General features: G+C 71.1%; 13 protein-coding genes and 1 pseudogene. 10 read left to right on the forward strand and 4 right to left on the reverse strand.

The features are described from left to right. Positions 1-5: 5 nt before the first annotated feature. Together M1E25_RS21105 and M1E25_RS21110 are read left to right on the forward strand one after the other, a co-directional pair. A complete protein-coding gene (locus M1E25_RS21105) occupies positions 6-716 on the forward strand; it encodes a phosphatase PAP2 family protein (protein ID WP_251418068.1) in 711 nt (236 codons plus the stop codon). Between the two features lie 157 nt (positions 717-873). Beyond that, entirely contained in the window at positions 874-1,542 is a 669-nt protein-coding gene (locus M1E25_RS21110) for a TetR/AcrR family transcriptional regulator (RefSeq protein ID WP_251418070.1), read from the forward strand. Here M1E25_RS21110 and M1E25_RS21115 read toward each other — a convergent pair. Beyond that, positions 1,508-2,992 (reverse strand): LVIVD repeat-containing protein, encoded by a 1,485-nt coding sequence (locus M1E25_RS21115; protein ID WP_251418072.1) that lies wholly within the window; start codon positions 2,990-2,992, stop codon positions 1,508-1,510. The genes M1E25_RS21110 and M1E25_RS21115 overlap by 35 nt on opposite strands. Before the next feature lie 171 nt (positions 2,993-3,163). Here M1E25_RS21115 and M1E25_RS21120 point away from each other — a divergent pair, with 171 nt between their 5' ends. After that, the gene (locus tag M1E25_RS21120) at positions 3,164-3,823 is read left to right on the forward strand and encodes a DUF305 domain-containing protein (protein ID WP_251418074.1); all 660 of its coding nucleotides are present in this window, start codon (positions 3,164-3,166) and stop codon (positions 3,821-3,823) included. Between the two features lie 134 nt (positions 3,824-3,957). On the opposite strand, the gene M1E25_RS21125 is transcribed toward M1E25_RS21120, so the two are convergent. Continuing rightward, positions 3,958-4,308 carry an ArsR/SmtB family transcription factor gene (locus tag M1E25_RS21125; protein ID WP_251418076.1) on the reverse strand — a complete coding sequence of 117 codons (351 nt, stop codon included), beginning with the start codon at positions 4,306-4,308 and terminating at the stop codon, positions 3,958-3,960. Positions 4,309-4,423: 115 nt separating this feature from the next. Here M1E25_RS21125 and M1E25_RS21130 point away from each other — a divergent pair, with 115 nt between their 5' ends. The 3 genes from M1E25_RS21130 to M1E25_RS21140 all read left to right on the forward strand — a co-directional run bounded on the left by M1E25_RS21130 (position 4,424) and on the right by M1E25_RS21140 (position 9,780). Next, on the forward strand, positions 4,424-5,521 hold the full coding sequence (locus M1E25_RS21130; protein WP_251418078.1) for an NADH:flavin oxidoreductase/NADH oxidase: 1,098 nt from the start codon (positions 4,424-4,426) through the stop codon (positions 5,519-5,521). A gap of 90 nt (positions 5,522-5,611) precedes the next feature. Beyond that, the gene (locus M1E25_RS21135) at positions 5,612-6,697 is read left to right on the forward strand and encodes a WD40/YVTN/BNR-like repeat-containing protein (protein WP_251418080.1); all 1,086 of its coding nucleotides are present in this window, start codon (positions 5,612-5,614) and stop codon (positions 6,695-6,697) included. Between the two features lie 182 nt (positions 6,698-6,879). Then, entirely contained in the window at positions 6,880-9,780 is a 2,901-nt protein-coding gene (locus M1E25_RS21140; protein WP_251418082.1) for a SpoIIE family protein phosphatase, read from the forward strand. 40 nt (positions 9,781-9,820) lie between these two features. On the opposite strand, the gene M1E25_RS21145 is transcribed toward M1E25_RS21140, so the two are convergent. Continuing rightward, positions 9,821-10,498, reverse strand: a complete 678-nt coding sequence (locus M1E25_RS21145; RefSeq protein ID WP_251418085.1) for a uracil-DNA glycosylase — start codon at positions 10,496-10,498, stop codon at positions 9,821-9,823. A 311-nt stretch (positions 10,499-10,809) separates the two neighbouring features. On the opposite strand from M1E25_RS21145, the gene M1E25_RS21150 reads away from it, so the two are divergent. Together M1E25_RS21150 and M1E25_RS21155 are read left to right on the forward strand one after the other, a co-directional pair. After that, the gene (locus tag M1E25_RS21150) at positions 10,810-11,832 is read left to right on the forward strand and encodes an N-acetylglucosamine kinase (RefSeq protein ID WP_443735592.1); all 1,023 of its coding nucleotides are present in this window, start codon (positions 10,810-10,812) and stop codon (positions 11,830-11,832) included. Between the two features lie 95 nt (positions 11,833-11,927). Further along, positions 11,928-12,851, forward strand: coding sequence for a sirohydrochlorin chelatase family protein (locus M1E25_RS21155; RefSeq protein WP_251418091.1), 924 nt, complete (start codon positions 11,928-11,930; stop codon positions 12,849-12,851). A gap of 438 nt (positions 12,852-13,289) precedes the next feature. Here M1E25_RS21155 and M1E25_RS21160 read toward each other — a convergent pair whose 3' ends face one another. Continuing rightward, a complete protein-coding gene (locus M1E25_RS21160; RefSeq protein WP_251418094.1) occupies positions 13,290-14,021 on the reverse strand; it encodes a polyamine aminopropyltransferase in 732 nt (243 codons plus the stop codon). A 144-nt stretch (positions 14,022-14,165) separates the two neighbouring features. On the opposite strand from M1E25_RS21160, the pseudogene M1E25_RS21165 reads away from it, so the two are divergent. Together M1E25_RS21165 and M1E25_RS21170 are read left to right on the forward strand one after the other, a co-directional pair. Next, a pseudogene (locus tag M1E25_RS21165) lies at positions 14,166-14,742 on the forward strand (IS607 family transposase). Further along, positions 14,735-15,943, forward strand: a 1,209-nt coding sequence (locus M1E25_RS21170; protein WP_251418097.1) for a transposase, incomplete at its 3' end; no start/stop codon positions are given. The pseudogene M1E25_RS21165 and the gene M1E25_RS21170, both read left to right, overlap by 8 nt.

Below are 15,943 nucleotides of genomic sequence, written 5' to 3' on the forward strand. Positions count from 1 at the left end.
GCACCGTGCCCCCCTCTCCCCCGGCCCCTGCCCCGGACCGCCCCCACCGCGCCCCGGGGGCGGGGGTGCTGTGGGCCACGGTGGCGTGCGCCGTGGCTGCCGTCGTCCTGCTGCTGATGGTGACGTTGTCCTGGCAGCCCCTGATCTCGGCGGACCGGTCCGTGGCCCGTGATCTGCACCGCTCGGCGCTGGCCCACCCCGGCTGGACGCACGCCAACCGGGTCCTGACCGACTGGGTCTGGGATCCGCTGACCATGCGTGTGCTGCTGCTGGTGGCGGCCGGGCTGCTGCTGTGGCGCAAGCAACGCGTCCTCGCCGCGTGGATCCTCGCCGCCTCGCTGACCGGAACGGCGGTGCAGCAGGGGATCAAGGCAGCCGTGGGCCGCGCCCGGCCCGACTGGCAGCGACCGGTCGACACCGCCCACTTCGCGTCGTTCCCGTCCGGCCACGCGATGACGGCGGCCCTCACCTGCACTCTGCTGCTGTGGCTGCTCCGGCGCGAGGGCGTGCGAGGTCTTCCTGCGGTTCTGACGGCAACCCTGGCGGCGGTGTCCGTGACGGGGGTCGGCTTCACCCGCCTCTACCTGGGGGTGCACTGGCTGTCCGACGTCCTGGCGGGCTGGCTGCTGGGACTCGCACTGGCTCTGCCCGCCGCGGGCGCGTACACGCGCTGGGAGTCCGCCGCCCGCAGACGGCCTGCGCGTCCCGAGGCCTGACGCCGGTCCGCAGCGGACACGACAAAGCCACCGGTTTCGGACGATCCCCCGCGTCGCCCGAAACCGGTGGCTGCTTCATCGAGACTCCTTGACCAGGGCTCGACCGAAGACGTCACGAGTATACTGGCTCGGAGCCAATCAACGCAGGAGTTGCCGCATGTCCCCGCGCAGCGCAGCGGTCAACGAGGAATTGCGCCGACGTTCGCGCGAGCGGTTGCTGCAGGCAACGACAGATCTCGTGAGGGAGCGTGGGTACGAGGCCACCACGCTGGGCGACATAGCAGACCGGGCCGGGTCGGCACGCGGGCTGGTCTCCTACTACTTCCCGGGGAAGCGGCAGCTTCTGCAGTCGGCCGTGCACCGGCTGATGCATCTGACACTGGACGCGGCGCTGCACCGCGAGCCCGTGCCCGCCGGGCCGGGCGCCGGACAGGAGCGGCTGGCCCGGGCCATCGACGCCGTACTCGGGCTGGCGGTGGACCATCCGCTCCTCATGCGCACCCACATGGCCGGGATACTCCAGGCCGAGGGTTTCGTGCAGTGCCCGGAACAGCAGCGGCTCGCCACCCTGCTGCGGGAAACCGTGGCCGGCTGGGGCTCCACGGACCCGGACACCGACTACCCGCTGCTGCGGGCGCTGTTGATGGGCGCGGTCTTCGCCGTGCTGCTGCCGGGGGCGCCGATGCCGGTGAACCGGCTGCGTGCGGAGCTGTTCCAGCGCTTCGGACTGGCCTGGGAACGCGGTGTCCCGCCGGACGGCGGGCCGTCCGGCGGGACACGGTCGGATTCGGTCAGTGACGGTAGTCGGGCTGGGTCTGGACGTTGAGCTCGTCCATCCGGACCTTCTTCGCGCCGTCCGTCCGGCGGTCGTCGATCCGCAGGACGTCGAAGCCCTTCACCAGGTCGTTCGAGTAGATGTAGCCGTTGTAGTAGTAGGCGGACCACGAACCGCCACCCACCATGGTGTCGGCCGAGATCGGGCCGCGCTCGAAGTAGCCGATCTCCTTGGGCTTGGCGGAGTCGGTGAAGTCCCAGATGGACACGCCGCCCTGGTACCACGCCTGGACCATGATGTCGCGGCCCTTCACGGGGATCAGCGAGCCGTTGTGGGCGACGCAGTTCTCGGTGTCGGCCTGGTGCCGGGGGATCTTGTAGTAGCTGCGGAAGACGAGCTTGCGCTTGTCTCCCTTGCCCACGAGGTCGTAGATGCCGTCGGCGCCGCGGTCCGGGCCGACCTCCTCGTTGCAGGTGGCCGCGCCGCCGCCGCCGAGCTCGTCGGTGAACACGACCTTGTCGCCGCGCTCGTTGAACGTCGCCGAGTGCCAGAAGGCGAAGTTGACGTTGTCCTGGACCCGGTCGATCACCTTGGGCGCTGCCGGACGGGACACGTCCATCAGGATCCCGTCACCCATGCACGCGCCGGCCGCCAGCTTCAGCTTCGGGAAGGCGGTGATGTCGTGGCAGCCGGTGGTCTTCGAGACACCCGGGTTGGTGGGCCCGCCCGGGTTCCCTCCGTCCGGGAAGAGGACGGGGAAGTCGACCGTCGCAGCCTTCTGCGGGGCCTTCCGCGGCACCTTGATGATCGAGATGCCGTCGTGCGGAGGCTGGCAGTCCGGGAAGCTCTCGCTGGGCGAGTACGAGGAGACGTAGAGGTAGACGTCGCGCCGGTCGGGGACCAGTGTGTGGGTGTGCGAGCCGCAGGCGGTCTCGACGGCGGCCACGTACTTCGGATTCCGCTTGTCACTGATGTCGAAGATCTTCATGCCCTCCCACGAGGACTTCTCCGTCGCGGGCTGCGTCGTGCTGGTGCACGAGTTGTCGCTGCGGGAGGAGTCGGTGGAGAGGAACAGCAGATCGCCGGAGACGGAGATGTCGTTCTGCGATCCGGGGCAGAGCACCTGGCTGACGGTCTTCGGCGCCTTGGGGTTGCTGATGTCGAAGATCCGGAAACCGTCGTAGTTGCCGGCGAAGGCGTACTTGCCCTGGAAGGCGAGGTCCGAGTTCGTGCCCTTCAGCGCGTCCTTCGGGATGTTGACGAGATGGCGCACGTTGTCGCTGGTGACGATCTCGTCAACACCCGGTATCTCGCCGCTCTTGATGGCTGCCCGGGTGTCTGCGGCCTGCTCCTGCGAGACCCGCTTCGAACCGGGTTCGCCGCCGGGTTCCGGTACGGCCACCGCCGGGCCGGCCGCCAGGAAGGTCGCCAGCAGCCCGAAGGCCGCTGCTGCCACCCCCCAGCGTCTGCGCCGCACGCGAGAGATGTGCCACGAGGTCACTACGGCCTCCTTTGTGGGATGTTCGATCCGAGAGTCGAGTCGACGCTCGAAGTATCGCCCCTCTCATGTACATCTCAACAGATGACAACGGGCCGGATTCGGGAATTCCCCTCCCCAACTCCGCCCCGATCGTGTTGAGATGGCCCCCACCGCCGTCTTCCTGGAGGCACCGTGTTCCACCGCCGGACGAGGTCGCGCGTCCGCGCAGTCACCGTTGCGACGGCCGCCGCACTCGCAGCCCTGGTCCTGGGCGGGTGCTCCGGCGACTCCGGCGACTCGGCGGCCGAGGGGGGACCCTCTGTTGTCGCCCCGGGCAAGCCGGGCGAGGACGCCCGTACCCTGTCGGCCGACGAGGCACGCAAGGCCGTCGGGGACGACACACCCAACTCGGCGGACGTCGGCTACGTGCGGATGATGATCGTGCACCACCGCCAGGCGCTGGTGATGACGGACCTCGCTGCGAAACACGCAGAGTCCGACCGGGTGTCGGGGCTGGCCCGCCGGATCGCCGCTGCCCAGGGGCCGGAGATCAAGGCCATGGAGGGCTGGCTCAAGAGGCACGGGAAGCTGGGCGGCGGACCGAAGGAACACGACCACGGGGCGATGCCGGGCATGGCGACGCCACGGCAGCTGGAGGCGCTGTCCGACGCGCGGGGCGCAAAGTTCGACTCGCTCTTCCTGAAGCTGATGATCACCCATCACCAGGGCGCCGTCACCATGGCCACGGACGTCCTCTCCCAGGGCAACAACGTCCTGGTCGAGGAGATGGCGAACGACGTGATCGCACAGCAGACGAGCGAGATCTCCCGGATGCGTTCACTGCTGGCCTGAAGCACCCGGGAAATTGCCGGTGCAACGGGAGTTCTCCCGCTGCCGGCGCCGACGGCGGGGCCGGGGAACCGTCCGCCCGTATCCGGCCGGACGCCCGCGTCCCGGCGGCGAGAACCCGGCGGGACGGCACACGTTCACGCCCCTGAGCTGCGGTCCGTCTCACTGCGCGCGCCTGCGAGCACGCTGTCCAGCAATCCGGGGAAGAGCGCGTCCAGGTCGGATCGGCGCAACGTGTTCAGCTTCGCGGTACCACGGTAGAGCTGGCTGATGACACCGCTCTCCCGCAGCACGCGGAAGTGGTGCGTGGTGGTGGACTTGCTCACCGGGAGGTCGAAGTCGGAGCACGAGAGCTCCCCGTCCGCGTCGGCGAGACGGCGTACGACGTGGAGCCGCACCGGGTCCGACAGTGCGTGCAGAACACCTTCGAGCCGGATGCCGTCGCGCGTCGGGTGGTCCAGGTCACGGGTCGGCGTCCGGATCGTCACAGGTGCTCCTCGGGCTGCGGGAGTTCCATTGTACGAGAAGCCTCGTAGTTTGACATCTGTCGTACTACGATGTGTACCGTACAAGCCCTGCCCCGCCCGCGAAACGGAGATCGCTGTGAGCGCCCTGTTCGAGCCCTACCCCCTGCGGTCGCTGACCGTCCCGAACCGCATCTGGATGGCCCCGATGTGCCAGTACTCCGCGGAGCCCACCGGCCCCGGAGTGGGCATGCCGAACGACTGGCACTACTCCCACTACACCGCGCGGGCGACGGGCGGCACCGGCCTGATCCTGGCCGAGGCCACGGCCGTCTCCCCCGAGGGCCGGATCAGCCCCGGTGACCTCGGGATCTGGAACAACCGGCAGGTGGAAGGGTTCCGCCGCATCACGTCCTTCCTGCGGCAGCACGGCACGGTGCCGGGCATCCAGCTCGCTCATGCCGGGCGCAAGGCCTCCACCGGACTGCCCTGGCTCGGCGGCGGACCGGTCGGTGCGGACGCCGACGGCTGGCAGCCGGTGGCGCCCAGTCCGCTGCCCTTCGCCGACGGGCACCCCGTGCCCGACGAGCTGACGACCGAGCAGATCGGAAAGGTCGTCGAGCAGTTCGCCGACGCCGCCGTACGCGCCCGGGCCGCGGGGTTCGACGTGGCCGAGGTCCACGGTGCCCACGGCTACCTGATCGGCCAGTTCCTGTCACCTCACAGCAACCACCGCACGGACGAGTACGGCGGATCGTTCGAGAACCGGACCCGGCTCGCACTGGAGGTGGTGGACGCCGTCCGCGCCGTGTGGCCGGCGGAACTGCCCGTACTGTTCCGCATCTCGGCGACCGACTGGCTCTCCGAGGACCTCCAGGACGCCCGCGAGGGATGGACGGCCGACGACACGGTCCGCTTCGCCCGGGACCTGCACGCCCACGGGGTGGATCTGCTCGACGTCTCCTCCGGCGGACTGGCGCCGGGCGTGCGCATTCCCACCGGCCCCGGCTATCAGGTGCCCTTCGCCGAACGGGTGCGCAGCGAAGCCGGGTTGGCGGTGGCGGCGGTCGGCGAGATCACCGATCCGCAGCAGGCCGAGAAGATCGTCACCGAAGGCCGGGCTGATGCCGTCCTGCTCGGCCGCGAGCTGCTCCGCGACCCCTACTTCGCACGGCGGGCGGCGCGCGAGCTCGGCGCAGAAGTCAGCGTTCCGCCCCAGTACCTGCGGGCCGTCTGACCCGCCGGGGGCAGGATGCACACGGCTTTGTCGGTGGCCGGGTGCAGACTGACACCTCCTTGGGACAACGGCGTTTCGGAGGTGGCAGTCATGACCGGAGTACTTCTCGCGGTGGGCACGCGCAAGGGCCTGTTCGTCGGCAGACGGCGCGGCGGCGGCTGGGAGTTCGAGGGACCTCACTTCACCGCACAGGCGGTCTACTCGATCGGCATCGACACCCGGCGCTCCACGCCCCGGCTGCTCGTAGGTGCCGACAGTTCGCACTGGGGCCCCTCGGTGTTCCACTCCGACGACCTCGGAGCGAACTGGCACGAGCCGAAACAGCCCGCGGTCAAGTTCCCGCCGGGGACCGGAGCCTCGCTCGAACGGGTCTGGCAACTGCACCCGGCCGGGCCCGCGGCCCCCGACGTGGTCTACGCCGGCACACAGCCCGGCGCGCTGTTCCGGTCGGAGGACGGCGGCCGGAGCTTCGAACTCGTCCGGGCTCTGTGGGACCACCCCACACGGGAGCAGTGGGCCGCGGGATTCGGCGGGCAGGCGGTGCACACGGTGATCACGGACCCGCGCAGCGCGGACGCCGTGACGGTGGCCGTGTCCACGGGCGGCGTCTACCGCTCACTCGACGGCGGTGCGAGCTGGTCGCCGTCCAACACCGGCATCCAGGCAGTCTTCCTGCCCGACCGCTACCCCGAGTTCGGGCAGTGCGTGCACAAGATCGCCCAGGACCCCGTGAACCCGGACCGCCTCTACCTCCAGAACCACTGGGGGGTGTACCGCAGCGACGACGCCGGCGACACCTGGACCTCCATCGGGGACGCGCTGCCCTCGGACTTCGGCTTCGCGGTCGCAGCGCACCCGCGCCGTCCGGACACGGCCTATCTCTTCCCGATCCAGGCCGACGCGGACCGGGTCCCGGCAGGCCACCGATGCCGCGTCTACCGGACCGACGACGCGGGCGGCAAGTGGCGGGAGCTGGGCTCGGGACTCCCGGAGGGGCGGCATTACGGCACGGTCCTCAGGGACGCCCTGTGCGTGGACGACGGGGATCCGGCCGGCGTGTACTTCGGCAACCGCAACGGCGAGTTGTACGCGAGCCCCGACGAGGGGGAGAGCTGGGAGCTCATCGGGTCCCACCTTCCGGACGTCCTCTGCGTCCGGGCCGCCGTGGTGGGCTGAAACCTCCCGCCCGTCGGCAGGAGCACCCCGGCTGCGACGCGTCATCGTGAGTGTGCGGAGGCGGTGGCGCCAGGGTCCCGGGAGTGCCGGGGGACCGGTCCGCACCGCATCGGAGCCCCGTCGTCCACCGAGTCCCGCACCACACAGAGGTGCACAAAAAGCCACATAGTGTTATGAACAGTGTGTTCTACACTGGGCTGGGCAAGGTCTGGCGCCGTTCAGCGAGGAGCGGAACGGCGCGAGACACGCACTCGGGCCGGGAGTGGTCCACCGTGGTCGTGCCGGACGAGAAACGCGGCATCGATGCCGCACGTGAGCGGGTCCTGGCGGGCGAGGCCATCCGGGCCGGCGCCAGGAGCCAGATCATCGCCTCCTGGCAGCGCTGCGCGCTGCTGGGACTGGAGACGAGCGTGCTCCCCGACCTCCCCGAGCAGGAGGTGGACGTGGAGGGCAGGCTCATGCACGCCGCCGCTCCGGTCCTCGACTGGCTGGGCAACCAGCTGATCGCCGAGCCGGTGAGCATCATCCTCACCGACGCACGGGCACGCGTTCTGCGCCGGACCGCCGGCTCGTCGGCACTCCACAGCCACCTCGACCGGGTTCACCTGGCCCCCGGCCTCCCCTTCTCCGAACAGGTGGCGGGCACCAACGGCATCGGCACGACTCTTCAGGACCGCAGGCCACGCCTGGTCGTGGGCAACGAACACTTCGCCGACCGGCTGCATGCCTTCGCCTGCGCCGGAACCCCGATCCGCAACCCCCTCAGCGGTGAGGTCGAAGGCATCCTCGACCTCACCTGCTTCCGGGACGACGTGAACTCCCGCATGCTGCCGCTGGTCCAGCGGGCAGGCGCCGCCATCCAGCAGCGTCTGCTCGAGGACGCCGGCCGGCGTGAGCAGGAACTGCTGGATGCGTTCCTGTGCGCCGCCAGGACGAACGGCGTCTCCGCCGCAGCGGGCCGGACACAGCCGGGCACGGCGCGGACCGACGAAGTCGTCGGCCTACGGGACCTGGTCACTCTGCAAGCCAGGGCCGGCGAGCTGCTCGCCTCGCCCGAGGCCGCTCCCGTCCGGGTACCGCTGGAGCACGGCCGGGTGGCGATCCTGCGCTGCCGACCGGTGACCGGTGCTTCGGGCGAGCGCGGGGTCGCCGTCCTCGCGTCCCTCGAGGGCAGCCCGCGGGAACACTCCATCGACGTCACTCCGCCGGCGGCATCGGCCTCCGAGGCCCTCACCATCCGAGTGGGCGAGGGCCTCGCCGCACCGCAGCGGTCGCGTGCGGCACATCCCGGCACCGGGGAGGGCGGGCGGCCCGCGGCCGCCGCCGCGCCCTCCGGTGGCACGGCCGGATCCGACGAGCGACTGCTGCTCATCGGGGAGCCGGGAATCGGCCGGGTCGCGCTCCTCGCCCGGCAGCGTCTGGAACTGCTGTACGAGGCCAGCATCAGCATCGGCACCACGCTGGACGTGCCCCGCACGGCGCACGAACTCGCCGACACGGCGGTGCCCCGCTTCGCCGACTTCGCCGCCGTGGACCTTCCGGAGTCGGTGCTGCGCGGCGACGAGCCGGCGCCCGGGCGGGGCATGCCCGTCGATCTTCGCCGGGTGACCCTCAGCGGGGTACGCACGGATTCGCACCTCTACCCGGTCGGCCGGCACATCCGGTTCGCCCCCTACGCTCCACAGGCGCGCTGCCTGACGACCCTGGAGCCGGTGCTCGAGCAGGATCTGAGCAATGCCCCCGGGTGGATCGCCCAGGACGTCGAGCGGACCGAGCAGATCCTGGACGAGGGCATCACCTCGATGTATTGCGTCCCCCTGCAGGCACGCGGCGTCGTGCTCGGTGTCGTCACGCTCTACCGGGTGCAGGAGCGCGGGGCGTTCGCGGAGGACGACCTCTCCCTGGTGGCCGATCTGGTCCGCCGCGCCGCTGTCTGCATCGACAACGCACGCCGCTACACCCGCGAGCACACCGTGGCTCTGGCTCTCCAGCGCAGTCTCCTCCCCCGCGATCTGCCCCAACAGTGCGCAGTCGACGTCGCCCACCGGTACCTGCCCGCTCAGACCCGGGTCAGCGGCGACTGGTACGACGTCATCCCGCTGTCCGGAGCCAGAGTGGCCCTGGTGGTGGGCGACGTCGTCGGCCACGGCGTCCACGCGGCGGCCACGATGGGACTGCTGCGCACGGCGGTCCACAACTTCTCCGCCCTCGACCTGCCCACCGAGGAGCTGCTGTCGCAACTGGACGACCTGGTGGTACGGCTCAGCCGCGGGGATCAGCCCGGCGAGACCGTGCAGGGAGAAGGGATCGTGGGCGCCACCTGCCTGTATGCCGTCTACGACCCGACGGACGGCGTCTGCACCATGGCCCGGGCCGGGCACCCACCCCCCGCGCTGGTACTGCCGGACGGTTCCGTCGAGTTGATGGACCTTCCCCCCGGTCCCCCGCTCGGTCTCGGCGGATTCCCCTTCGAGACGGTGGACGTACAGTTGCCCGAGGGCAGCCAGCTGGTCCTCTACACGGACGGTCTCGTCGAGGACCGCCGGCGCGACGTCGACAGCGGGCTGGGGCGGCTGCGCGACACCCTGACCGGCACCGGCCGTTCGCCGGACGAGATCTGCGACCGGGTGCTGACCTCCCTGCTGCCCGATCACACGACGGACGACGTCGCACTGCTCGTCGCCCGCACCCACACCCTCGACGCCCGGCACATCGCCCGCTGGGATCTGCCCTGCGATCCCGCCATGGTCTCCACCGTGCGTGCGGCAGTGCTCGACCAGCTGGACCAATGGGGCCTGGCGGACCTCGGCTTCTCCACCGAACTGGTCGTCAGCGAGCTGGTCACCAACGCCATACGCTACGGCGGAGAGCCCATCCAGGTGCGGCTGCTGCGTGACCGGACACTCGTCTGCGAGGTCTCCGACGGCAGCAACACCTCACCGCGGCTGCGCCGGGCACGGAGCACGGACGAGGGCGGCCGCGGGCTGTTCCTCGTCGCCCAGCTCGCGGATCACTGGGGGACGCGTTACGCAGCACGCGGCAAAGTGATCTGGACGGAGCAGCCTCTCCCTGCGGCGGCGTGACGGCGTGTGCCCTACGGTGCGGCGCGTCCCGCCAACCGCTCTACGGCAGTTGCCAGTCCACCGGCTGCGCCCCTTGGCGGACCAGCAGGTCGTTGGCGCGGCTGAACGGCCGGGACCCGAAGAAACCGCGGTCCGCGGACATCGGCGACGGATGAGCGGACTCGACGGCCGGAAAATCCTCGAGGAAGGGCCGCATGTTCCGGGCGTCGCGCCCCCACAACACGGACACCAACGGTTTGCCGCGGGCGGCGAGTGCCCGGATGGCCTGCTCCGTGATTTCCTCCCACCCCTTGCCGCGATGGGCTCCGGGCTTCCGCGGTGCCGTGGTGAGCGCCCTGTTCAGCAACAGAACTCCCTGACGGGCCCAGGGAGTCAGATCGCCGCTCGACGGCCGGGGCAGACCCAGGTCCGTGTGCAGCTCGCGAAAGATGTTCTCCAGGCTGCCGGGCAGCCGGCGCACCTCCGGAGCGACGGCGAAGCTGAGCCCGATGGCCATGCCCGGAGTCGGATAGGGGTCCTGGCCCACGATCAGCACCCGCACGTCGTCGAAGGGCTGCTGGAACGCGCGCAGGACGTGCTGGCCGGCGGGCAGATAGGTTCGCCCCGCGGCGATCTCCGCCCGCAGGAAGCCGCCCATGTCTGCGATGCGGCCGGCCACCGGGGCCAGTGCCCGGGCCCAGCCGGGTTCGACGAGTTCACTCAACGGTCGTGCTGCCACACCGCGTCACTCTACTGACGCACCGAACGCGCCCACCCGCCGCGGTCGCCGTCACCGGCGGAACGGGCGTCCGGAAGCCGCGGGCGGGCAGACCGCGGGAGGCATACGGACGCCAGTAGGCTGCGGGCGCCCCGTTCATCTGCCCCCGGGAGACGGCCCATGAGGTCCCGCTCGTACGCATCGGACAACCGCACCGGGAACGGCGGACCTCCTCGTCATCCAACGCCCGGGCGCGCCGGATGCGGTCCGGGCGTGCCGCGCCGGCGATTGGCACCGTCCCTCCCCCGACCGGACGGTCCGGAGGCTGCCCCATCGTGCGGCGGCACCCGGCGGATGCCGTGACGGGCGGAGCGGAGTGGGTCCTCGGCGTCGATTCGGGCGGATCCGGCCTGCGCATCGCCCTGGCCCGCGCGGGCAGCGAGGAACGGCCGTCCGGCGTCGTGTGTTCCGCCGAGCCGGTACGGACCGGTCCGTCCGGTATCGATGCCGGGCACCTGCTCGGACAAGTGCTGCCCGCGGTACGGGCGTTGCTCGAGGCCGCCGGAACCCGGCACGTCGCAGCAGCCGCCGTCGGCGCAGCCGGGATGGCATCGCTCGGCGACGACCTGAGGGCGAGGCTGCCCGACACACTGGCCGACGAACTCGGCGTGCGGCGGCTCGCACTCGCTGCCGACGCGGTGGCCGCCTACGCCGGTGCTCTCGGCCAGCGTCCCGGCGCAGTGGTGGCCGCGGGTACCGGCCTGATCGCCCTCGGCACGGACCTCGGCCCGTCCGGCATCTGGCGGCGCGCCGACGGCTGGGGCCATCTCCTCGGCGACTGCGGTGGCGGAGCATGGATCGGGCGGGCCGGTCTGGAAGCCGCGCTGCGCGCCCACGACGGACGGGGACGGGGCTCGACCGCGCTGCTGGAACGGGTCCGTGAAAAGTTCGGTCCGCCCGCGGAACTCCCCGGGAAGTTGTATCCGCGTACCGACCGGCCGGCCGTACTGGCCTCGTTCGCCCCCGAAGTCGCACGCTGCGCTCCACACGATCGGGTGGCTGCAAGAATCCTGAGCGAGGCCGCCCGGAACATCGCGGAGGCCGCGACCGCCGTGTGCCCCCGGGAAGGGGACTGCTTCGTGGCCTTCACCGGCGGGCTGCTGCGCCTCGGTCCGCCGCTGATGCAGCCGCTGCTGGCCGAGTTGACAGCACAGGCTCCCCGGGCCCGGTGCACCGAGGCGGAGGGCGACCCGCTCGACGGGGCGCTGCGCATCGCCCGCGCCCTGGCGGCGGACAATCTACGCTTCCCGGTCGACGGTCTCATGCTGCACATTTCCGAGCGTCGATCGCCATAGCGCCCAGGAGACCGATGGGACAAGTGCGGAGGAACAGCGTGCAGCCACCCCCTCCCCGAACCGCCGCTGCAGGTAAGGCATTAGCATGCCGGGCCATGAGCACCCCCACAGGGCCCGAGTCCGGCCTGCCCGTACGAATGCCGCGTCCACGCCCATCGGGACGGCACCGCCGACCCGAGCCGCTGGCGGCGCCCGAGGGTGCGCCGGCGCTTGTTCTCGCTGTTCCCGGCACCCCGAGTGCCGCAACGCACAGTCTCGCCGGGGAGATCCTGAGCATCGCCCGCTCGGAGCTCCCCGGACTGGACGCGCAGATCGGCTTCGTCGAGGGCGACGACGCCGAGTACCCCGCGCTGTCCTCCGTGCTGGCCCGGTCCGCTGTGGAACACGCCGCCAAGGCGGCCGCCGGTGCGGGTGAAGGCGGCCAGGCCATGGATCCGGAGGGTCCGGTCGCGGTCGTCGTCCCCCTGCTGGCAGGCCCGGACAACGCGCTGATCCGCCAGATACGGCAGGCCGTCATGGACAGCCGGGTCACCGCTGAACTGACCGACGTGCTCGGCCCGCACCCACTGCTCGCGGAGGGGCTGCACGTCCGGCTGTCCGAGGCCGGGCTGGCCCGGGCGGACCGTGCCCGGCTGTTCACCGTGGCCACTGCTGCGGACGGCATCGTGCTGGCCACGGTCGGGGGCGACGAGGCGGTGCAGGCCGCCGGCATCACCGGGATGCTGCTGGCCGCCCGCCTCGCGGTGCCGGTGCTCGCCGCCGCCCTGGACGTGGACGGTTCGATCGCCAACGCCGCCGAGCAGCTGCGCGGTTCCGGTTCGGCCCAGCTCGCCCTCGCCCCGCACCTGGTCGGTCCGGAGGTCGCCGAGGGACTGCTGGAGGCCGCCGCCGCCGAAGCCGACTGTTCCGCGGCCGACGCACTCGGCGCCTACCCGGCGATCGGCCGGCTCGTAGTCTCGCAGTACGCGGCGGTGCTGGGCCTGACCCTGCCGTCGGCGCAGGGCCAGCCGGTGCGCTGAGGTCGCAGAACTGCACGAAGGACGGGGCGGTGGCCACAGTGGCCGCCGTCCCGTCCTTCGTTCGCGGTCTTCCTGGGGCGACGTCCGGGGGCCTGATGCCGGAGCCGCCGGACCGGCGGTGGGTGCGGCGGAACGGGAAGCCCCGCACCGCCGCACCCTGGTCAGGCCGCTCGCTCGCAGTTGGGCCGGACGGCGCCGACGGCCGCGTCCATCGGGGAGGTCGAGCAGAGCCAGGCCCGGCAGCGGCATCGCTCAGCCCAGCGCGGCGCCCGCCGGTACGCCTCGCACTCGCCGAGGGACTCCCCCTCCTCATCGGCGTCCGCTCCGCCGCGGCAGCCCAGACGGCCTCCTGCTCGACGCGATCGTCGAGGTCCGCTGCCGAGCCCGGGAGGCCCGTCACCTCGCGTGCAGGAGGGTCGGCGCCGCGGCTCGCGGATTTCAGCCGGCCGTGTGCTGCGCCTGCCCCACATAGACCGTGTTGGTGGCCGTTCCGCCCTGCAGGGGGTTTTCGAACGGGACGACGTGGGCCTCCGGATCCGCGAAGACCTCGCCCAGCGCGGCGAGGAAGGAGTCGCTCGGGGGGTCGTTCGACCACAGGGCGAAGACGCCGCCGGGCTCCAGACGGTCCTTCAGTGCGCGCAACCCGTCCGGCTCGTAGAAGCACGCGTGGCGCGGATCCAGCACATGGTCCGGGGAGTGGTCGATGTCGAGCAGGACGGCGTGAAAGCGCCGACCGGGCGTCTCGGGGTCGAAGCCGGTGAGGTCACCGGCCAGGGCGAAGAAGTCGCCGCGGAGCAGACGGCACCGGGGGTCGGATGTCAGGCGGTGGCCCAACGGCACCAGCCCTCGCTCATGCCAGTCGATGACCTCGGCCAGCGCTTCGACCACGACGAGTGAGCGCACGCGGCTGTCGGCCAGCACCGCTTCGGCCGTGTAGCCCAGGCCCAAGCCACCCACCACGACGTCCAGTTGCCCGTCCGCCAGTTCGGCCAGGCCGAGCCGGGCGAGCGCGATCTCCCCGGCCGTGAACAGGCTGGACATCAAGAACTCGTCGCCGAGCTTGACCTCGTGGACGTCCGCGCCCGAGGCAGGATCACGTCGGCGCCGGAGACTGATCGGCCCGAGCGGCGTCGGGCGCCAGTCGATCTCCTCGAAACGTCGTGCGCTCATGCGATCCCGCCCTTCGGCCATCCGGCAGCTCCCGCGTCGGAGCCGCCGGGTCGGACCTCGACCTGCAGCTGAGGGTTGAAACTGCTGTCAGGTAAGTGTCTATGAGTTTCGTTGAGGTGTCGCGAGTTCTGTATGGTCTCGTGTATGAACCTGACGGAATGGGCACGCTTGCAGGGGGTTGCCCCGCGTGCTGCGTACCGTTGGTTCCGCGAGGGCATGTTGCCGGTCCCTGCGGAGCGAGTGGGGCCGCGCACGATCCTGGTGAACGTCGATGCGAGCGCTTCACCGTCCGTGACCGCAGGTGTGGGTCTGTATGCCCGCGTCGCCTCCCATGACCAGAAGTGCGACCTGGAGCGGCAGACCGCCCGCCTGTCGGCCTGGGCCGCGAAGGCCGGTCACAAGGTGGTGCGGGTCGAGTCCGAGGTCGCTTCGGGCATGAACGGGGCTCGCACGAAGGCCCGTCGGCTGCTGGCCGATCCGGCTGTGACCACCGTGGTGGTGGAGCACAAGGACCGCGTCGGCCGCATGAACGTCGAACTGGTCGAAGCCGCCCTGTCTGCGACCGGTCCGCCTTGTTGTCCTCGATCACGGTGAGGTCGAAGACGACCTGGTGCGGGACATGGTGGAGGTGCTGACCTCGTTCTGCGCCCGCCTGTACGGCCGCCGTTCGGCGAAGAACCGGGCGCGCAAAGCCCTTGAGGCGGCTGCCGCCGATGGCTGAGCCGAAGAACAAGCAGCTGCGCACCATCGCCCCGCCGTTCGTCGCTCTCGGCCCTTCCGGTGTGGCGATACGCGACCGCCTCAAGCACCTGTCGCCCAAGGACGAGAAGGTGTTGCGCCTGGTCGGAGAGCACCAGGGCCGCCTGGCGTCGGCCGATCTCAAGGCCCGCTGCGAGGCCGGTCAGGATCACGGCAACGACGCCTGGGCGACCCGCAAGCGGGAACTGACCGAGAAGTCGTCTTCGCGTATCGTGGGTGCGATCACCAAGGCCACGCACGACCGGTACGGCCTGGCCCGACGCTGCCTGCTCGCCCACATCCGAGATCTCGAAGCCGGGATCCGCACGCTGCGGCACCGCCTTTCGCTCCCCATCGGGGACAAGGGCAGCAGGCGGGCGCCGGGCGGATACCGATCGCGGGGCGAGTGGTTCCACAAGTCCCGCCGCCTGGCCTGCCTGGAAGACCGGCTGGAACGCGCCCGTGAGGACTGGCGGTCGGGTCGTGTCCGGGTCGTGCGCGGTGGCCGTAAACTCCTCAAGAACCGTCACAACCTCGCCGCCGCGCAGCTCACCGAACTCCAGTGGCGCCGGCGGTGGGAAGCCTCGCGCTGGTTCCTGGCCGCCGACGGCGAGTCGGGAAAACGCTTAGGGAACGAGACGATCCGTATCACCTGCGACGGCGAAGTCTCCATCAAGCTCCCGGCCCCGCTCACCGATCTGGCCAATGCCCGGCACGGCCGGTACGTCCTCGCCTCCAGGGTCGCGTTCGCGCACCGGGGTCAGGAATGGGCCGACCGTGTGGACGGCAACCGTGCCGTGGCCTACCGCATCCACCTCGACGTGCAGCGTGGCCGCTGGTACCTCACCGCATCGTGGACCAGGCCGACCCTCAAGACAGTGCCACTGGAGACCGCCCGTGCCCAGGGCATGGTCGGCGTCGACACGAACGCGGACCACTTCGCCGCCTACCGGCTCGACCGGCACGGCAACCCGGTCGGCAACCCCAAGCGCTTCTCCTACGACCTGTCCGGCAACGCGGACCACCGCGACGCCCAGATCCGGCACGCCCTCACCCGGCTGCTGCACTGGACGAAACAGACCGGAGCGCACGCGATCGGGATCGAGAACCTGGACTTCGCCGCCGACAAGACCCGCGAGAAACACAGCAACAACAAACGCTTCCGGGTCACGTCCGCTGGAGTG

The organism is Streptomyces meridianus, from assembly GCF_023703325.1.
In the GTDB taxonomy this organism is placed as follows: domain Bacteria; phylum Actinomycetota; class Actinomycetes; order Streptomycetales; family Streptomycetaceae; genus Streptomyces; species Streptomyces meridianus.